This window comes from Arthrobacter jinronghuae, assembly GCF_025244825.1.
In the GTDB taxonomy this organism is placed as follows: domain Bacteria; phylum Actinomycetota; class Actinomycetes; order Actinomycetales; family Micrococcaceae; genus Arthrobacter_B; species Arthrobacter_B jinronghuae.
In genome coordinates this window covers 3,365,425-3,382,682 of sequence record NZ_CP104263.1, presented here as the reverse complement: position 1 = coordinate 3,382,682, position 17,258 = coordinate 3,365,425, and the positions used below count along the sequence as shown (strand labels likewise).

The following is a 17,258-nucleotide window of genomic DNA, read 5'->3' as shown; positions in this document are numbered from 1 at the left end:
TTACTTCGGCCAGGCCTTTACTGCTAGAGCTGAAAGCATGGAAGAACGGACTTCAGCCTCGTCGAAACCCCATGTTGCCCCGTTCTCGCTGAGCAAGCGTGTAAGTGCAAACACTGACTGGCCATACGTGTCCACCTTTTGGTCAAACGGTTTATCTTCAAGGCCGCCGTTCAGAGTTCGCTCCAGGAGCGTTAGATTCTGCAGTTGATCACGTAACACAGAAAACTTCTCGAATTCCTCGGCGCTTGCGAACACGTCACGCTTTGATGATTTTGCGAATATGTGTTCGACCGTCACACTCTTGCTGCTCCAGTCCGGCATAGCATCCGTCTGTTGTCCGTGATCGCTGAGGTATTGCCGCTCGAGTCGCGCTAACAAATACTTGGCCCGGGTTGTCGTCACTGAACCATACCCAACAAAGGCCTGCTTGAACGTCGCATCGTCGGGAACCAAGTCCTTCATATACATACGGACGTCGGCGACAGTTGCGGCTTTACCAGTGGCGACCGCCTCGGCTGCCAAGCAGAACGCACGCTCTGCAACGCCTCCTCCTAGTGTGCCAGCGATCCAAGCCCGAACGGACCAACCGGCGACGACGTCAACGAAACGAGTAGCGTCCGTGTGTGACCAGGTTCCGAAGGCCGCCAACAACAGAGGCATACTTGCTTCAAATCCGAACCTCCTGAAAGCTAGGAGGGAATCCTTGACTTCCACGGCTTGGGAAGACCAAGACGCGTCATCTGGTTCCCGAAGTGCGATATACCGTTGGAGCGCCGTATCCGCGCCCTCGAGGTATCGGCGAACCGCGGTCGTCCCACCACGGACATCGGATTGGAGAGCCTTGTACAATCCTCGATTTGTCACGTGCCCTTTCCGTGACATGTATTCATACCTCAGGAACTTTACGAATTCTTCTGGCTTATCGAATTTCGCCGTTAGCCGGGTCCACGTGCTTTGAGCGTGGTTGATTCCTTGGCTGCCGGCTTGACTGAAGAGGAAGTTCTTAAGGAGGTCCGCTGTGGTGAGATCTTCCCCGCGGTCGTTAAGGGTCTCGAAGATCACGTATGCCTCCGGCAGGCCTGTTGCAACAGCCAGAAGGACTTGTACGTCCGTATCGAGATACGCGACGAGCTCGATAAGCGATCTGTAATCCTCTTCCGTGGGCGCCAGCTCATCAACGCGTTCTTTAAGCAGAACATAGGCGGTGCCGACGAGGTTATTTTTTGCGGCAACCTGCCCTCCTTCTAGCAAGATGCTGAAGGTCACGTGATCATCGGGACTCAAAATGAGTTTCGCCACTGTTTGCTCTTCTCGAAGAACATAGTCGCTTAGGTGCGTATCTTCGACAGACTGGGCGGCTCGTTCCTGGCCCAGTTCACGCAGCCGATCCCTTATAGCAATAAAGAGGATCGCCGTTGTTGTTATTCGCTGTTGCCCATCGATGATCAATTTCCTGGTGTCGTCGCCAGGAGAGTCAGCCAGCACGACTGTTCCCATGAAGTAGGAGTTGCTAGCGGCTTTTGCTCTTGCGATGTCTGCCCAATACTCCAATATATGGCTTTCCTGCCACGAGAATCGCCGCTGAAACTCAGGCACTTTGAGCAGGATATCGGACAGGAGGTGACCGAGTCGGTCGTGGTCGAATTGTGCTGGATCTGCCATGAGGTACAGCCTAGGGCTATTTTGGCGAAGACGTAATCGTCCTCGTTTGCTTAGCATTTTGAGGAACCTCGCCAGCCGGGTTCAAATGGGACGGTCTAGGGTCCATGGTGATCTCACAATCTCTGGCAGGCCAAAGCCATAACCTCTCACGCTGGATGCATATGACGGGTACTCCGCACACAGAATGGTCACCATCAGCGGGGCAGCGTGGAACGCCCCGCCGGCTGCGGAGTGCTCGTCTTCGAAGACGCGTGGAGCTACGTGCCTGGGCGTCTATGACCTGCGCTGGGCAGACAAGGGTTCCAACCTCCGCTCCAGGGCAGCGACGGCTACCGCCATCCTCAACGCGGCCGACGTCGACCCCGCCAACCTCGCGTCCGCACCTGGGTCAACGACGACTTCGCACAGGACGACACCATCGCGGACCTGCTCTTCCCCTTCGCCCAGCTGATGGAGAACCTCTCCCAGTTGCTCACGGTGACGGCAAGGATCCCGGCCAGGGTTCAGTCAGGGCTGGGTTTCCGTTCTGGAAGCTGCACGTCGCAGTGGACAGAAATCGGGAATGAGCCCCAGGCAGATTAACCAGGCGCGCGTTATGGCTGAGGTCGGCACGTATACCAAACGCACGTATACCAAACAGGAGATCGCTGACACATTCAAAGTATCTCGCGCTGCCCTCTACCGGCATCTAAGCGCCAGCGACTCGAACGACCTAGATACGTTCTGACGTTTCTGGTGTCACGGCAGCGTAGCTTCGGCGCCCTCTTCCATCCTCTTCTTGCTGCCAACGTTCCGGTTAGGGATGCTGGTACCCCGCACAGTGCAGGAACTAACCCTGCTATCGAAATGAACGCCGGAGAAGACTGGTTCCCTATCGAATCTTGTCCGCAGGAAATTGAAGCGTCTCTTGGAACGTACGTTGTCCAGAAGGAGGTCTCCGTCAAAAACCGCATCTGCGAAGTTCACCATGCCTTCGAAGATCGCGCCCCGGAACTTCACCGTGGAAAGAAAGGTTGATTCGTGAAAGCTTATTCGCTCAAAACGGCATCCAGAGAACGACACCAGCCCCCTAAACTCGGCGTTCCTGAACGACGCATCAGCGAGATACGCCCCGACGAATGACGTGGCCCCTTCAAACACTGCGTCAGCAAATCTGGCTACCGGAACAGACGCGCCCTTCAAATCGAAGTCCTTCAACACTGCACCCCGGAGATCGAGTCGCACGTTTGACCAGACGGCGTCCTCCCCCTGACGATTTGAAGCTCGAAGTCCGATCGCTAAGAGCTGCTGAACGGTGGCGCGAACAACACCATCAGCCTCGTCCAACTCACCGTTTACCCGAAGTTGAGGAAGCCGAAGGTAGGCGCATAGAACGTCGACGCAAGCTTGGCGCTGGCCCTCCCAATCGTCGGCGAGCTGAGCCATAGCGTTGATGCCTGCTAGCCGAACCGCGGCAGATGTATTTCCGATTTGCTCAGCAGCACTGACGTACCTAGAGCGAAGTTGGACTTCGCGTTCGTTTGCGCGCCGGGTGTGTTCGGTATTGTACGAAAGGTCGTACACCCGTTGGGCGTCAACAAGCCGTTGCCTGTCTGTATGCTCCTGCCGTTCCTTCAGCCTGAGTGTTCGCAGAGCCACGAACACGGCCCCTGCGGCCGTTGGTACACCGATCATGGTTACTGCTGTTCTCGCTGCTTCGAACGGCTCCACTTCGTAGGTCTCGAGGACCCACGTATAGACGTAATAAGCAACGAAGGCAGCACCCAAAATGGTGCAGAGGGATCCAACTACCAGCATCCAAAGACGAGGCGGAGCGGGATCTGTGCGGACAAGAGCCGGACCGTTTTCCTGAGCAGAAGTCATGTGCGTCTGAGTCTCTCAAATGCCGCTAAGCGTCAGCCCTGGTGACTGCCAATTGCTCTGCGTGCCGCGGTGCCGAATCGTTGCGAGCAGAGGAACCACGGCGGCCGCCCGCGGTATTCTCGAGCCCAAATTTCTTGAGCCCGTCGGCGCTCCATCTATCTTTGGTGGCAAGAACGTAGGCGCGTTTGTCGTCCCGTTCTGCCTGGGCAAGTTGCTCTCTTAGATCAGCGACGCGCTGACGAGCTTCGACCAATGCGGTAACGGGTTCTACGCGCGAGTCCAGAAACGCACGGGCTTGTTCCGGGGTCTGTTCAATGCTGATCTTTGCCATGCGCACAGCCTACTGTCCGCGCATTGGGAGGACACTAGGAGCGACACGGGGCGGTAAACTGTTCCTGATTGTGTTTTAAAGTAGGCGGTGACTGCGATTAAGGCGAAACCCTTGACGTGACGCGCACCACATGTAAGCCTGATGATATACGATTTCGTACTTCATCCAGGAGAGACATGGGCAACGACGCCACCAAGGACACGCTGAAGCAGGCCGGCAAGGTCATCGCCGTCCACATCAACTACCCCTCACGGGCAGCAGAACGCGGACGCACCCCGGAACAGCCCTCCTACTTCCTCAAGCCGAGCTCCTCCCTGGCCCTGACCGGCGGCAGCGTGGAGCGCCCGGCCGGCTGCGAGCTGCTCGGCTTCGAAGGCGAAATCGCCCTCGTCATCGGCAAGACCGCCCGCCGGGTCTCCATCGAAGACGCGTGGAGCTACGTCGGGGGAGTGACCGCCAGCAATGACCTGGGCGTGTACGACCTGCGCTGGGCAGACAAAGGCTCCAACCTCCGCTCCAAGGGCGGCGACGGCTTCACCCCGGTCGGCCCGCACATCCTCAACGCGGCCGATGTCGACCCCGCCGCCCTGCGCGTCCGGACCTGGGTCAACGGCGAACTTACGCAGGACGACAACACCGCGGACCTGCTCTTCCCCTTCGCCCAGCTGGTGGCCGATCTCTCCCAGCTGCTCACCCTGGAACCGGGCGACCTGATCCTCACCGGCACCCCCGCCGGCGCCTCCGTGGCCGTCCCCGGTGACCGCCTCGAAGTCGAAGTCGACGTTCCCGGCACGGACAAGACCACCGGGCGCCTCGCCACCACGGTCACCGACGGCATCACCCCGCTGGCACGGTTCGGCGCCCAGCCGAAAATCGACGACAAGCAGCGCGAAGAAGCATGGGGTTCCGCGGAAAAGGCCGGTCTCGCCCCGCAGCCGGAAACACCGCAGGAACAGGCCAAAACCCTCACCCCAGAACTGAAGGCGAAACTGGAATCCGTCGCCACCGCTACCCTGTCCTCGCAGATGCGCGCCCGCGGCCTGAACAACGTCTCCATCGACGGCCTCACCGGCACCCGCACTGGCCGCAAGGTGGTCGGCACCGCCCGCACCCTGCGCTTCGTGCCTAACCGCGAGGACCTCTTCAAGACCCACGGCGGCGGCTACAACGCGCAGAAACGCGCCATCGACTCCGTCGGCGAAGGCGAAATCCTGGTCATGGAAGCCCGCGGCGAAAAGGGCACCGGCACCTTGGGCGACATCCTCGCCCTGCGCGCCAAGCACAACGGCGCCGCAGCCATCATCACCGACGGCGGCGTTCGCGACTACTCCACCGTTGCCGGCATCGACCTGCCCGTCTACTGCGCCAACCCGCACCCCGCGGTCCTCGGCCGCAAACACGTCCCCTGGGACACCGACATCACCATCGCCTGCGGCGGCGCCACCGTGCAGCCCGGCGACATCATCGTGGCCGACGACGACGGCATCCTCGTCATCCCGCCGGCCATCGCCGAGGAGCTGGTGGAGGCGTGCATCAAGCAGGAACACCAGGAAGAATTCATCGCCGAAATGGTGAAGGCCGGCCACGGCGTGGACGGGCTCTACCCGATGAACGCCGCCTGGAAGCAAAAGTACGAGGCCTGGGCAGCGGAACAGGCATGAGCGCAGCAGCCAACAGTGCCGGGCAAGCCAGCAGCACCGCCACGGGCACCGGTTCCAAGTCGGAGCAGGCCTACGAACAGCTGAAGGACCGCATCCTCGGCGGGGAAATGAGCCCGGGCTACCGGCTGGTGCTCAGCAGCATCGCCACGGAGATGGGCTTCAGCGTGGTCCCGGTCCGGGAAGCCATCCGCCGGCTCGAAGCCGAAGGGCTGGTGCACTTTGTCCGCAACGTCGGCGCCACCGTGGCCGGCATCGACCCGGACCTGTACCTGCACACCATGCAGACCCTCAGCATCATCGAAGGCGCCGCCACCGCCCTGGCCGCCCCTGACATCAGCGCCGAGGAACTGGCCCAGGCCCGCAAACTCAACACCCAGATGCGCGAGGTCCTGGACAACTTCGACCCGGTCCGCTTCACCGCCCTGAACACCGAGTTCCACGCCCTGCTCTACGCCCGCTGCCCCAATCCGCACATCCTGGACCTGGTCCACCGGGGCTGGAACCGGCTGGGCCGGATGCGCTCCTCCGTCTTCCGGTACGTCCCGGACCGGGCACACGCGTCGGTGCAGGAACACGAGGCGCTGCTGGATCTGATCGACGCCGGAGCCCCGGCCCCCGACGTCGAGCACGCCGCCCGCGCGCACCGCACCAACACGCTCAACGCCTTCCTGGCCCAGAACCACCAGCCGCCTTCCCCGATCTAAAGAAACACACGAAAGAGGAACACCACATGACCACGCACTTCGTCCCCGAAAACCTGCCCACCCACATCCAGCACTTCATCAACGGCAAGTTTGTGGACTCCGCCAGCGGCGCCACCTTCGACGTGCTGGACCCGGTCACCAACAAGACCTACGCCACCGCCGCCGCCGGGCAGAAGGAAGACATCGACGCCGCCGTCGCCGCCGCCCGCGAAGCCTTCGTCAACGGCCCGTGGCCGAAAATGAAGCCGCGCGAACGCGCCCGCATCCTCAACAAGATCGCCGACGCGGTCGAGGCCCAGGAAGAACGCCTGGCCGAAATGGAAACCTTCGACACCGGCCTGCCCATCACCCAGGCCAAGGGCCAGGCCCTGCGCGCGGCGGAGAACTTCCGCTTCTTCGCAGACCTGATCGTCGCCCAGTTCGACGACGCCATGAAGGTCCCCGGCAGCCAGATCAACTACGTGAACCGCAAGCCGATCGGCGTCGCCGGGCTCATCACCCCGTGGAACACCCCGTTTATGCTCGAGTCCTGGAAGCTCGCCCCGGCCCTGGCCACCGGCAACACCGTGGTGCTCAAGCCGGCCGAATTCACCCCGCTCTCCGCCTCCCTCTGGGCCGACATCTTCACCGACGCCGGCGTTCCCGCCGGGGTGTTCAACCTGGTCAACGGCCTGGGCGAGGAAGCCGGCGACGCGCTGGTGAAGCACCCGCAGGTCCCGCTGATCTCCTTCACCGGCGAAACCACCACCGGGCAGACCATCTTCCGCAACGCCGCGGAAAACCTGAAGGGCTTGTCCATGGAGCTCGGCGGCAAGAGCCCCTGCGTCATCTTCGCCGACGCGGACCTGGACGCCGCGATCGACTCCGCCCTGTTTGGCGTCTTCTCCCTCAACGGGGAACGCTGCACCGCCGGCTCCCGCATCCTGGTCGAACGCCCGGTCTACGACGAATTCTGTGAACGCTTCGCCGCCCGCGCCAAGACCATCGTCGTCGGCGACCCGCACGATCCCAAGACCCAGGTGGGCGCCCTGGTGCACCCCGAACACTTCGAAAAGGTCGCCTCCTACGTGGAGATCGGCAAGACCGAAGGCCGCCTGCTCGCCGGCGGCGGACGCCCCGAAGGTCTGGAAGAAGGCAACTACATTGCCCCCACCGTGTTCGCCGACGTCGCCCCCGAGGCGCGGATCTTCCAGGAGGAAATCTTCGGCCCCGTCGTCGCCATCACCCCCTTCGACACCGAAGCCGAAGCCCTGGAACTGGCCAACAACACCAAGTACGGCCTCGCCGCCTACATCTGGACGCAGGACCTCACCCGCGCACACAACTTCGCGCAGAACACCGAGGCCGGCATGGTCTGGCTCAACAGCCACAACGTCCGCGACCTGCGCACCCCGTTCGGCGGCGTGAAGTCCTCCGGCCTGGGCCACGAGGGCGGCTACCGCTCCATCGACTTCTACACCGACCAGCAGGCCGTGCACATTTCCCTGGGCAAGGTCCACACCCCCAAGTTCGGAACCGACGACGCCGCCAAGGTCGACGGCTAAAGCCTTCCCCGACACTTCCCCCCCACCTTTTGCAAAGGAGCAAAACCATGGACATCGAAAACCGCATTCCCACCCCGAGCATCGCCCCGCCGGACATCGTCCGCTGCGCCTACACGGACCTGGTGGTCACCGACCTGGAACGGTCCCGGAAGTTCTACGTGGACGTCCTCGGCCTGCACGTCACCGAAGAGGACGAGAACGCCATCTACCTGCGGTCCCTCGAGGAGTTCATCCACCACAACCTGGTGCTGCGCAAGGGCCCGGTGGCCGCCGTCGCCGCCCTGGCCTACCGCGTCCGCACCCCCGAAGACGTGGACGTCGCCGAGGCGTACTACCAGGAGATGGGCTGCCGCACCGAACGCCGCAAGGACGGCTTCGTGAAGGGCATCGGCGACTCTGTGCGCGTGGAGGACCCGCTGGGCTTCCCCTACGAGTTCTTCTACGAAGTGGACCACGTGGAGCGCCTCACCCAGCGCTACGACCTCTACTCCGCCGGGGAACTGGTCCGCCTGGACCACTTCAACCAGGTCACCCCGGACGTGCCCCGCGGCCGCGCCTACCTGGAGGACCTGGGCTTCCGTGTTTCCGAGGACATCAAGGATTCCGACGGCGTCACCTACGCCGCCTGGATGCACCGCAAGCACACCGTGCACGACACTGCCCTGACCGGCGGCGACGGTCCGCGCATGCACCACATGGCCTTCGCGACGCACGAAAAGCACAACATCATCCAGATCTGCGACAAGATGGGCGCCCTGCGCATCTCCGACCGGATTGAACGCGGCCCCGGCCGGCACGGCGTTTCCAACGCCTTCTACCTCTACATCCTCGATCCGGACGATCACCGCATCGAGATCTACACGCAGGACTACTACACCGGCGATCCGGACAACCCCACCATCACCTGGGACGTCCACGACAACCAGCGCCGCGACTGGTGGGGCAACCCCGTAGTCCCGTCCTGGTACACCGAGGCCTCCCTGGTCCTGGACCTGGACGGCAACCCGCAGCCGCTCACCCAGCGCACGGAAACCTCGGAAATGGCGGTCACCATCGGCGCGGACGGATTCTCCTACACCCGCCCCGACGACGACGCCGGCAGCTCCTCCGGCGAGCCCGCGAAGGGCTTCAAGATCGGCACCCAGCTCTAGACCGCGCCCGACGACGGCGCCCGGCCCGGCGCCGTCGTCGTCGCACCCTCTGCCCACATACCCCCGAACACGCCGCACCCTCCGAAGACAAAGGAATCGCCGTGCTAGATAAACAGACTCTCCGGGCGGTGGCCGATGAGCTGCTCGAAGCCCAACGCACCCGCACCCCGGTGCCGCGCCTGACCTCGCGCTACCCGGACATGACCATCGATGACTCCTATGCCGTGCAGAACCTCTGGCGGGAACGGATGATCGCCTCCGGGCGGTCCCTGGCCGGGCACAAGATCGGCCTCACGTCCAAGGCCATGCAGGCCGCCACCGGCATCACCGAACCCGACTACGGCGTCATCCTCGATGACATGGTGCTGGAAAACGGCTGCACCCTGGAGTGGGACCGCTACACCCATCCGCGGATCGAGGTGGAGCTCGCGTTTGTGCTCGGCAAGCCGCTCTCCGGGCCGAACTGCACCCTGTTCGACGTATTGGACGCCACGGACTACGTGGTGCCCGCGCTGGAAATCCTGGACTCCCGGATCGAGATGGAGGGCCGGACCATCGTGGACACCATTGCGGACAACGCCGCGATGGGCGCCATGGTGGTCGGCGGGAACCCGGTGCGGCCGGCCGACGTCGACCTGCGCTGGGTCTCGGCCCTGCTGTACCGAAACCAAGGCATCGAGGAAACCGGCGTGGCCGCCGGAGTGCTCAACCATCCCGCTGCCGGCGTGTACTGGCTGGCGAACAAGCTCGCCGTGCACGGCACTTCGCTGGAGGCCGGGGAAATCATCCTCGCCGGCTCCTTCACCCGCCCGATGTGGGTATACAAGGGCGACACCGTTTTTGCCGACTACGGACCGTTGGGAACCATCACATGCCGCTTCGAGTAGAGGAAACCTTCGCCGCCCGGCTGGCCGGCGGCCGGCAGACCGGCATGTGGGTCTGCTCCGGCAGCCCGCTGGTCGCCGAAATCTGCGCCGGGTCCGGGCTGGACTGGCTGCTAATCGACGCCGAGCACAGCCCCAACGGGCTGGAGTCGCTGCTGGCCCAGCTGCAGGCAGTGCACGGCTATCCGGTCAGTGCGCTGGTCCGCCCGCCCGTCGGGGACGCGGTGCTGCTGAAGCAGTACCTGGACCTGGGGGCGCAGAACCTGCTGATTCCCATGGTGGACACCCCGGAACAGGCCGCCGAACTGGTCCGCGCCGTCCGGTATCCGCCGCTGGGCATCCGCGGGGTGGGCAGTGCCCTGGCCCGCGCGTCACGCTGGAACCGGATCGAGGGGTACCTCGAAAACGCCGCGGAGTCCGTGACGCTGCTGGTGCAGATCGAGACCGCCGCCGCCGTCGAAAACGTGGAGGCGATTGCCGCCGTCGACGGGGTGGACGGACTGTTCATCGGGCCGTCGGACCTCGCTGCGTCCATGGGCTACCTCGGCCAGCAGGAGCATCCCGACGTTGTTGCCGCCGTCGAGCACTGCATCCGCGTGGTGAAAGCTGCCGGCAAACCGGTGGGCGTAAACGCGTTCGCCGAAGCCACCGCCCGCCGCTATATCGACGCCGGCGTGGACTTCATCCTGGTGGGTGCCGACGTCGCACTCCTGGCCCGGGGCAGCGAAGCCCTGGCCGCCAAATTCATTCCAGCCGCGGACGACGACGTCCGCGCGAGTTACTGACAAGGATTCCCATGGCTGCACCTTCCGGCACCGCCGCCGGCCCCCATTCCCCTCGATCCACCCCTCAATCCGCCTCTCGATCCACTCCTCGGGACACCCGCAAGGTCGCGGTCGCCACCCTGATCGGCACCACCGTTGAGTGGTACGACTTCTTCATTTACGCCACCGCAGCAGGACTGGTCTTCTCCGAGCTGTTCTTCAAGCCGGCCGGCAGCGAGTTCGCCACCCTCGTCACGTTCGCCTCGGTGGGCCTGAGCTTCCTGTTCCGTCCGCTGGGCGCCTTCCTGGCCGGGCATTACGGCGACAAGATCGGCCGCAAGGCCATGCTGGTGCTGACCCTGCTGCTCATGGGCGGGGCCACCACGCTGATCGGTGTCCTGCCCACCCATGCCACCGCCGGCATCTGGGCGCCCATCCTGCTGGTGCTGCTGCGCATCATCCAGGGCATCTCCGCCGGCGGCGAATGGGGCGGCGCGGTGCTGATGTCCGTGGAACACGCCCCGCGGAACCGCCGCGGGGTCTTCGGCTCCTTCCCGCAGCTGGGCGTGCCGCTGGGCATGCTGCTGGCCTCCGGCGTGACCGCGCTGATGACCGGCGTGATTTCCCCGGGCGACGAGTTCGTCGAGTGGGGCTGGCGCCTGCCGTTCCTGCTGAGCATCGTGCTGATTGTGGTCGGTTTCCTGGTCCGCAGGTCCGTGAGCGAAAGCCCGGTCTTCGAGGAAATCGCCGAGAAGAAAAAGCAGACGCAGATGCCCATCGTGGAGCTGATGAAGAACCACTGGAAGCTGGTGATCCTGGCCGCCCTGGTCTTCGCGGGCAACAGTGCCGCCGGTTACATGACCACCGGCGGGTTCATCCTGAACTACTCCACCAACCCGGACGGCCCCGTGGCGCTGGACCGCACCGACGTGCTGCTGGCCGTCTCCGGTTCGGCGGCCCTGTGGTTCATCTTCACCCTGGTCAGCGGATTCATGGCGGACCGGATCGGGCGAAAGAAGACCTACCTGATCGGGTTCGCCTGCCTGGCCCTAACTGTGTTCCCGCTGTTCTGGCTGATCAACACCGGCGACATCTGGATCCTGTTCCTCGGCATGGCCCTGTTCACCGTGGGGCTCGGCCTGACCTACGGGCCGCAGGCCGCCTGGTACAGCGAGATCTTCCCCGCCTCGATCCGCTTCTCCGGCGTCTCGGTGTCCTACGCGCTCGGTGCCATTATCGGCGGGGCGTTCGCGCCGACCATCGCCGCGGCATTGGTCAAGGAGACTGGTTCGACGACGGCGGTCTCCGCCTACCTGCTGGTGATGATCGTGCTCGCTGCGGCGGCCACCATGATGCTGCGCGACCGGCCGGGCATTGACCTGTCCATCCGGAACCAGGCGGAGCAGGAAGTCGGGGCGACGATCTTCGACAAGCGCCGCGGGGTGTCTACGGATGCAGCGGTGTCGAAGGCGGTGGCGGAAACCCGCTAGCAGCGAGCCGGGTGGAAACCCGCTAGCCGCCGAGCCGAGCCCGGGCGACGCGTGTCCAATGAGGTCCCGGTGCGGCGCGGGATCGGGCACCGGCGCGGGCGTTTAGGGTTCTCTCAGCCGGAGGCCCGACAGGTTTAGCCGGGGCCCGGCGGCTTAGGGGTTCGATTCCCCTAACCTGCCGGGCCTTAGCTGTTTCCGGGATGACCGGGCGTCCCTGGGAATCGAAAAGGCACTAATTACCGTTCTCCGTCCAAAAATCGGTAATTAGTGCCTTTTCGTTTGCCGCAGTCGCCGCTCGCCGCACGGCGTCCCACGAGGTGGTACTGGTGGGGCTGCTGGTTCCTCATCGGGCAACATCCGTACCATTCCGTGGGATGCTGTGCTCGCGCCCGGCGCCGATGCCGATGCCGATGCCGATGCCGATGCCGATGCCAGCAGGCGGCCCCGGCCCGGCCTCGCCAAACACCCGCAGCCTGACCCGGTCAGGGCGCTTCGACCGTGGAAGCCTCCTGCGGCAGTTCGTTCTCGCGCTGAAGAAACGTCCGGCCGCGGACCGGCTTCTCGCCGAAGGACCGGAACACCAGCGGCAGTCCGCGGGCGGTCCACGGATCCGCTCCGTCCATCGCCTGCACATGCACGTGCGGCTGCGTGGAATTGCCGGAGTTTCCGCAGTCCCCGAGATGCTCGCCCTCGCGGACCTGCTGCCCGGCAGAAACCCGGATCGAGCCGGACCGCAGGTGCATCACCCCGACCACCGGGCCGCCGTCGGCCGTCTCGATGAGGACGTAGTTTCCGGCAATAGCCCCGGTTCCCTCCCGCAGCCGGCCCTGCTGGCCCAGCATGTACGGGATGAGCGCCAGCTGCGACCGTCGGGCTTCGTGGTCCGCTTCGCCGTCGTGCACGGTGACCACCTGCCCGCTGACCGGAGCCAGGATCGGACGCCCGAAAGCGAAGAACAGCTCCGGAGGCTCGGTGCCGAACGCGGTGCGCCAGCTGGCCGTGGGAGCCGACCGGCCGGCGTCGTCCACACCCACGAAGTCGATGGCGTAGGTGGTGGCGAGCAGATGCGTGCCGTGGCTGGGCACCCGCCGCAGGGGACTGTTCTGCACTTTCCATTTCCCGGTGAAGGGGAGGGAAACCACCAGCGGGGCATCGGGGGTGTTCATCATGGTTCCCTTTATAGGCACCCCGCCTCTCATGCACGATGACTTGCGCCGGTTCGGGTTCGAGATGGGCGGGGAGACTGCCGCGGGTTCGGGGTCCGGGCCTAACCTGAAAGTGCACTGAGGGTGCGGGCCGGACGACCAGCTCCCTCGGCAGCTTCTCCGGCATAGGCCCAGCGAACAGCAGAAGCTCCGTCAGGGCTTCGCGGCAACAGGGAGCATCAACATGTGCACAGGCATCAGGTTCTCGGACGGCAGCGGCAACCTCTATTTCGCCCGCAATCTCGACTGGACGTCTGATTTCGGGGAGCGGGTGGTGGTGACGCCCACCGGGTACACCACCAAGTCGCCCTTCGGGGCGGTGCCGAAGATCCAGCATGCGGTTATCGGCATGGGCATCGTTCAGGAAGACACACCGCTGTACTTCGACTGCGGCAATGACGCAGGCCTGGCCGTCGGCGGCCTCAACTTTCCGGGGTACGCGCAGTACGCGTCGGCACCGGTCGACGGCGCGACGAACGTCGCCGCATTCGAGTTCCCGCTCTGGGTGGCCTCCCAGTTCAGCACCGTCGACGAGGTCGAGGCGGCCCTGGACACGGTTGTCATTGTGGACAGGCCGATCAACGACCAGTACCCGAGCTCACTGCTGCACTGGTTGATCGGCGACTCGACGCGCGCCATCGTCGTGGAGTACACGAGCGACGGCATGCACGTCTTCCGCGACGACGTCGATGTCCTGGCAAACCAGCCCGGCTTCGGTTGGCACCACGAGAACCTGCGCAATTACCTCAATGCCTCGCCCGACTTCCCCGAGGAGGTTGTGCTCAACCAGGCGCACCTGACCCCGTTCGGCTCGGGGTCGCTGATGCGGGGGATCCCCGGCGACTACTACTCGCCGTCGCGGTTTGTACGCGCGGCCTACGTCCACGCGCACTACCCGCCCAAGACGAGCGAAGAGGAGAACGTCAGCCGCGCGTTCCACACGCTGCAGCAGGTCGCGATGGTGGAGGGAAGCGCGGCCATGGGTTCGGGCGAGTTTGAGAAGACCACCTACACCGGGCTCTTCTCATCCCGGACCATGACCTACTACTGGAACACCTACGACGACCCGGCGATCCAGAGCGTCGCGCTGGCCGATTACGGGGCAGACAAAACGGAGCTTGTGGTCGTCTAGATTCTCCTGCGCGCCCGGGGACCAAGGGAGACTGCCGTGCCGAATCTCGCCAGTATCCTCAGCGATACCGCAGCCCGCTCACCGGCCAGTCCCGCGCTGAGGATCGGCGACAGCATGATGAGTTACGCGGCGCTGGATGGGCTGAGTGCCCGTGCCGCCGGTTTGCTGGCATCCCGCGGCATCGGCTCCGGTGACCGGGTGGCGCTCCTCTTGCCCGATATTCCGCCGATGGCCGCCCTGTATTACGGGGTCCTGCGGCTCGGGGCCGTTGCAGTGCCGATGAACCCGTTGCTCGGTGCCCGGGAGATCACGTATCAGTTGGCAGATTCCGGCGCCCCGCTGCTCTTTGCCTTCGGCTACGAGGACATCATTGCCCATGCCGACGACGGCGCAGCGGAGGCTGGCGCCAATGTCATCCCGGTGAATACCGGCAGCTTCCGTGAGCTGCTCGCCGCCGCGGAGCCGCGTCCGGGGGTGGTGGATCGAGCCGATAACGACGCCGCCGTCATCCTCTACACCGCGGGAGCCACGGGTACGCCCAAGGGTGCAACGCTCTCGCACGCCAACCTGCGCAGCGCCGCCGATGCTGCCAGCGGCCTGCTGTCGGTGCAGGACTCCGACGTGCTCTTTGGGGGACTGCCGCTCTTCCACGGTTTCGGGCAGGCCCTGGTGATGAACGCTGCCGTGCTGGCGGGAGCTTCCGTCAGCCTGCTGCCGCGGTTCGAACCCGGAACGGCGCTGCAGATGATCGAGCGGGATGGGGTCACCATCTTTGCCGGGATTCCGGCGATGTACGCGGCCATGCTGGAGCATCCGGCTCTCGAGGAGACCGATACATCCAGTGTGCGATCGGGAATCTCCGGTACGGCGCCGCTGCCGCGCGAGAGCCTGGAGGGCTTCGAACGGGCCTTCGGCGTGCAGGTCCTGGAGGCATACGGGCTGGCCGAAGCCCTGGTCTCGTTCAATGCCCCGGTTCCGGAGCGGCGCCCTGGATCGGTCGGCCAAGCCGTGCCCGGGATGGAGGTGCGCATTGTGGACGGTGCCGCCAACGACGTTCCTGAAGGCGAGGCCGGGGAGCTGGTCACCCGCGGCGAGGGGCTCATGCTGGGCTACTGGAACGACCCTCAGACAACGGCTGGGGCACTGACGGACGGCTGGCTTCACACCGGCGACCTGGCGCGGTTGGATGAGCAGGGCAACATCTACGTCGTCGGCCGTGTGAAGGTCTGACGGTCCGGCACCGCAAAACCTCTCCGGATCGAGGGGTACCCGAAACTCGCTGTCCTGTGTAGATTACTTCGCATGCGAAATAATAGTGTGGCAGCGGTCACGTCCGAACGAATCAGCATCCCCGTCCCTGCGGGCGGTGCGCTCGCCGGCACCGTGCGCCTGCCGGCCGACTCCGCGCCCCGCGCCGCCGTCGTCATCCACCCCGCCACGGCGGTGGCCGAACGGCTGTACACCGGCTTCAGCGAATACCTGGCCGAAAACGGCTACGCAGTCCTGACCTATGACTACCGCGGAACCGGTGCGTCCGGCAGCCCGAAGGCCAACCGGAAGCTGCGGATGCGCGACTGGATGGCCCAGGACGTGCCCGCGGCTGCGGACTGGATGGCCGAGCGGTTCCCGGAACTGCCGCGCCTGGCCGTCGGGCACAGCATCGGCGGACACGCGATGGCCCTGGACAACGGCACCGACGGACTGCTGGGGTTCGTGGCAGTGGCCTCGCACGCCGGTGTCACCAAGGCCATCCAGGATCCGAAGGAACGGCTGCGCGTGGGACTGGTCCTGCGGGTCCTCGGCCCGGTCACCAGCCGGCTGCTCGGCGCAGTGCCTGGCCGGAAAATGGGCCTGGGCGAGGACATGCCCGGCGGTGCCATGCTCGAGTGGAGCTCCTGGTCCCGCCGGCCCAACTACTTCTTCGACGACCCGAGCATGGACGCCGCCGAACGTGCAGCCCGGGTCAAGACCGAGGTGCTGTCCATCGGCTTCACCGACGACCTCTGGGCCACCCCGGGACAGATCAACGCCATCTACAGCCGGCTGACCAACGCCCCGCTGGAGCGGCGCACCTACTCGCCCGACGACGCCGGGGTACCCGCGATCGGGCACATGGGCTTCTTCCGGCGCGGGGTTAAGGACAAGCTGTGGCCCGAGATCCTCGCCTGGCTGGACGGACGGATCGCGAAGCAGCCGTGACCGCGGGCGGTGCCGGCGGGACGGGCGACGCCGGACGGCGGCGTCCGCCGCGGCTGGTCTTCCTGACGTTGACCGCCGAGCGGCGGCTGCGCCGGTGGATCGGCCGCCGGGGTGAGGACCGTGGCCTGAGTGCGCCGGCCGCCGGGGTGCTGCTGTATCTCGCTACCCGTCCCGGCGCGAGCACCGGCGAGGTAGCCGAAGCCGTGGACGCCTCGCCGGCCGGGCTGAGCGGGCTGCTGTCCCGGCTGGAGAAAGCCGGGCTCGTCACCCGGTCATCGGATCCGGCGGACCGCCGGACCATCCGGGTGAACCTGACCGCCGACGGGAAGTCAGCGCTCGGCGTCGTGCAGTCCGCCCTAAGCGAGCTGAACGGAAAGATTACCGACGGGTTCAGTGCCCAGGAGCTGGCCGTCGTTGCGCGCTGGCTAGAGCACGTGGGGCGAGTGCTGGATTAGTCCGGATCCGCGAGGAGCCCCCGTCCGCAGCGTCCTGGGCAAGCCGGATCGTCGCCTTCCACCCCCACACCGACGTTGCCAGGCCACCATAGCCAGGGCTGTACCACCGCTCCTGCCCTTCATCGTTCGGTTCTGCATTCCCGATCACCTGCAGGCGGCCTTCGGTGAAGATTTCGATCCGGGTCAATGCTCGTTCAAGCGGGACTAGTCCCG

Annotated in this window: 15 protein-coding genes and 1 pseudogene; 12 read left to right on the top strand and 4 right to left on the bottom strand. The window is 64.9% G+C overall.

Features of this window, described 5'->3' with window-relative positions:
- The gene (locus N2K98_RS15915) at window positions 1-1,662 is read right to left on the bottom strand and encodes a DUF262 domain-containing protein (protein WP_255864669.1); all 1,662 of its coding nucleotides are present in this window, start codon (window positions 1,660-1,662) and stop codon (window positions 1-3) included.
- Window positions 1,663-1,863: 201 nt separating this feature from the next.
- Between N2K98_RS15915 and N2K98_RS17295 the strand changes: the two are divergent.
- Window positions 1,864-2,142, top strand: a pseudogene (locus N2K98_RS17295) (fumarylacetoacetate hydrolase family protein); the annotation flags it as partial.
- 258 nt (window positions 2,143-2,400) lie between these two features.
- Here the strand turns inward: N2K98_RS17295 and N2K98_RS15905 are convergent.
- Both N2K98_RS15905 and N2K98_RS15900 read right to left on the bottom strand, forming a co-directional pair.
- Window positions 2,401-3,525, bottom strand: coding sequence for a pentapeptide repeat-containing protein (locus N2K98_RS15905; protein WP_255864670.1), 1,125 nt, complete (start codon window positions 3,523-3,525; stop codon window positions 2,401-2,403).
- Between the two features lie 25 nt (window positions 3,526-3,550).
- Window positions 3,551-3,856 carry a hypothetical protein gene (locus tag N2K98_RS15900; RefSeq protein ID WP_255864671.1) on the bottom strand — a complete coding sequence of 102 codons (306 nt, stop codon included), beginning with the start codon at window positions 3,854-3,856 and terminating at the stop codon, window positions 3,551-3,553.
- A gap of 176 nt (window positions 3,857-4,032) precedes the next feature.
- On the opposite strand from N2K98_RS15900, the gene N2K98_RS15895 reads away from it, so the two are divergent.
- From N2K98_RS15895 to N2K98_RS15865, 7 genes are all read left to right on the top strand, one after another.
- Window positions 4,033-5,517 (top strand): fumarylacetoacetate hydrolase family protein, encoded by a 1,485-nt coding sequence (locus N2K98_RS15895; RefSeq protein WP_255864672.1) that lies wholly within the window; start codon window positions 4,033-4,035, stop codon window positions 5,515-5,517.
- Window positions 5,514-6,221, top strand: a complete 708-nt coding sequence (locus tag N2K98_RS15890) for a GntR family transcriptional regulator (RefSeq protein ID WP_255864673.1) — start codon at window positions 5,514-5,516, stop codon at window positions 6,219-6,221. Before N2K98_RS15895 ends, N2K98_RS15890 begins: the two co-directional genes overlap by 4 nt.
- A 26-nt stretch (window positions 6,222-6,247) precedes the next feature.
- The gene (hpaE, locus tag N2K98_RS15885) at window positions 6,248-7,765 is read left to right on the top strand and encodes a 5-carboxymethyl-2-hydroxymuconate semialdehyde dehydrogenase (RefSeq protein ID WP_255864674.1); all 1,518 of its coding nucleotides are present in this window, start codon (window positions 6,248-6,250) and stop codon (window positions 7,763-7,765) included.
- Between the two features lie 53 nt (window positions 7,766-7,818).
- Complete coding sequence (gene hpaD, locus N2K98_RS15880) at window positions 7,819-8,916, top strand: 3,4-dihydroxyphenylacetate 2,3-dioxygenase (protein WP_255864845.1); 1,098 nt, start codon at window positions 7,819-7,821, stop codon at window positions 8,914-8,916.
- 101 nt (window positions 8,917-9,017) lie between these two features.
- On the top strand, window positions 9,018-9,803 hold the full coding sequence (hpaH, locus tag N2K98_RS15875) for a 2-oxo-hept-4-ene-1,7-dioate hydratase (protein ID WP_255864676.1): 786 nt from the start codon (window positions 9,018-9,020) through the stop codon (window positions 9,801-9,803).
- Window positions 9,788-10,585: an HpcH/HpaI aldolase family protein gene (locus N2K98_RS15870; RefSeq protein WP_255864677.1), complete on the top strand. Its 798-nt coding sequence runs from the start codon at window positions 9,788-9,790 to the stop codon at window positions 10,583-10,585. The genes hpaH and N2K98_RS15870 overlap by 16 nt, the downstream gene beginning before the upstream one ends.
- An 11-nt stretch (window positions 10,586-10,596) precedes the next feature.
- Window positions 10,597-12,054: an MFS transporter gene (locus N2K98_RS15865; RefSeq protein WP_255864678.1), complete on the top strand. Its 1,458-nt coding sequence runs from the start codon at window positions 10,597-10,599 to the stop codon at window positions 12,052-12,054.
- Window positions 12,055-12,536: 482 nt separating this feature from the next.
- On the opposite strand, the gene N2K98_RS15860 is transcribed toward N2K98_RS15865, so the two are convergent.
- Complete coding sequence (locus tag N2K98_RS15860) at window positions 12,537-13,223, bottom strand: M23 family metallopeptidase (protein ID WP_255864679.1); 687 nt, start codon at window positions 13,221-13,223, stop codon at window positions 12,537-12,539.
- A 220-nt stretch (window positions 13,224-13,443) separates the two neighbouring features.
- On the opposite strand from N2K98_RS15860, the gene bsh reads away from it, so the two are divergent.
- The 4 genes from bsh to N2K98_RS15840 all read left to right on the top strand — a co-directional run bounded on the left by bsh (window position 13,444) and on the right by N2K98_RS15840 (window position 17,045).
- Window positions 13,444-14,391 carry a choloylglycine hydrolase gene (gene bsh / locus N2K98_RS15855; protein ID WP_255864680.1) on the top strand — a complete coding sequence of 316 codons (948 nt, stop codon included), beginning with the start codon at window positions 13,444-13,446 and terminating at the stop codon, window positions 14,389-14,391.
- A 36-nt stretch (window positions 14,392-14,427) separates the two neighbouring features.
- A complete protein-coding gene (locus N2K98_RS15850) occupies window positions 14,428-15,621 on the top strand; it encodes an AMP-binding protein (RefSeq protein ID WP_255864681.1) in 1,194 nt (397 codons plus the stop codon).
- A gap of 72 nt (window positions 15,622-15,693) precedes the next feature.
- Window positions 15,694-16,590 carry an alpha/beta hydrolase family protein gene (locus N2K98_RS15845; RefSeq protein WP_255864682.1) on the top strand — a complete coding sequence of 299 codons (897 nt, stop codon included), beginning with the start codon at window positions 15,694-15,696 and terminating at the stop codon, window positions 16,588-16,590.
- Entirely contained in the window at window positions 16,587-17,045 is a 459-nt protein-coding gene (locus N2K98_RS15840; RefSeq protein WP_255864683.1) for a MarR family winged helix-turn-helix transcriptional regulator, read from the top strand. Before N2K98_RS15845 ends, N2K98_RS15840 begins: the two co-directional genes overlap by 4 nt.
- Window positions 17,046-17,258 lie beyond the last annotated feature (213 nt).

What these genes read in the sequence shown, in the direction of transcription:
- N2K98_RS15905 (WP_255864670.1), bottom strand. Translation starts at nt 3,525, where the DNA reads ATGACTTCTGCTCAGGAAAACGGTCCGGCTCTTGTCCGCACAGATCCC.
- N2K98_RS15865 (WP_255864678.1), top strand. Translation starts at nt 10,597, where the DNA reads ATGGCTGCACCTTCCGGCACCGCCGCCGGCCCCCATTCCCCTCGATCC.
- N2K98_RS15915 (WP_255864669.1), bottom strand. Translation starts at nt 1,662, where the DNA reads ATGGCAGATCCAGCACAATTCGACCACGACCGACTCGGTCACCTCCTG.
- N2K98_RS15870 (WP_255864677.1), top strand. Translation starts at nt 9,788, where the DNA reads ATGCCGCTTCGAGTAGAGGAAACCTTCGCCGCCCGGCTGGCCGGCGGC.
- hpaE (WP_255864674.1), top strand. Translation starts at nt 6,248, where the DNA reads ATGACCACGCACTTCGTCCCCGAAAACCTGCCCACCCACATCCAGCAC.
- bsh (WP_255864680.1), top strand. Translation starts at nt 13,444, where the DNA reads ATGTGCACAGGCATCAGGTTCTCGGACGGCAGCGGCAACCTCTATTTC.
- N2K98_RS15860 (WP_255864679.1), bottom strand. Translation starts at nt 13,223, where the DNA reads ATGATGAACACCCCCGATGCCCCGCTGGTGGTTTCCCTCCCCTTCACC.
- N2K98_RS15895 (WP_255864672.1), top strand. Translation starts at nt 4,033, where the DNA reads ATGGGCAACGACGCCACCAAGGACACGCTGAAGCAGGCCGGCAAGGTC.
- N2K98_RS15845 (WP_255864682.1), top strand. Translation starts at nt 15,694, where the DNA reads ATGCGAAATAATAGTGTGGCAGCGGTCACGTCCGAACGAATCAGCATC.
- N2K98_RS15900 (WP_255864671.1), bottom strand. Translation starts at nt 3,856, where the DNA reads ATGGCAAAGATCAGCATTGAACAGACCCCGGAACAAGCCCGTGCGTTT.
- N2K98_RS15890 (WP_255864673.1), top strand. Translation starts at nt 5,514, where the DNA reads ATGAGCGCAGCAGCCAACAGTGCCGGGCAAGCCAGCAGCACCGCCACG.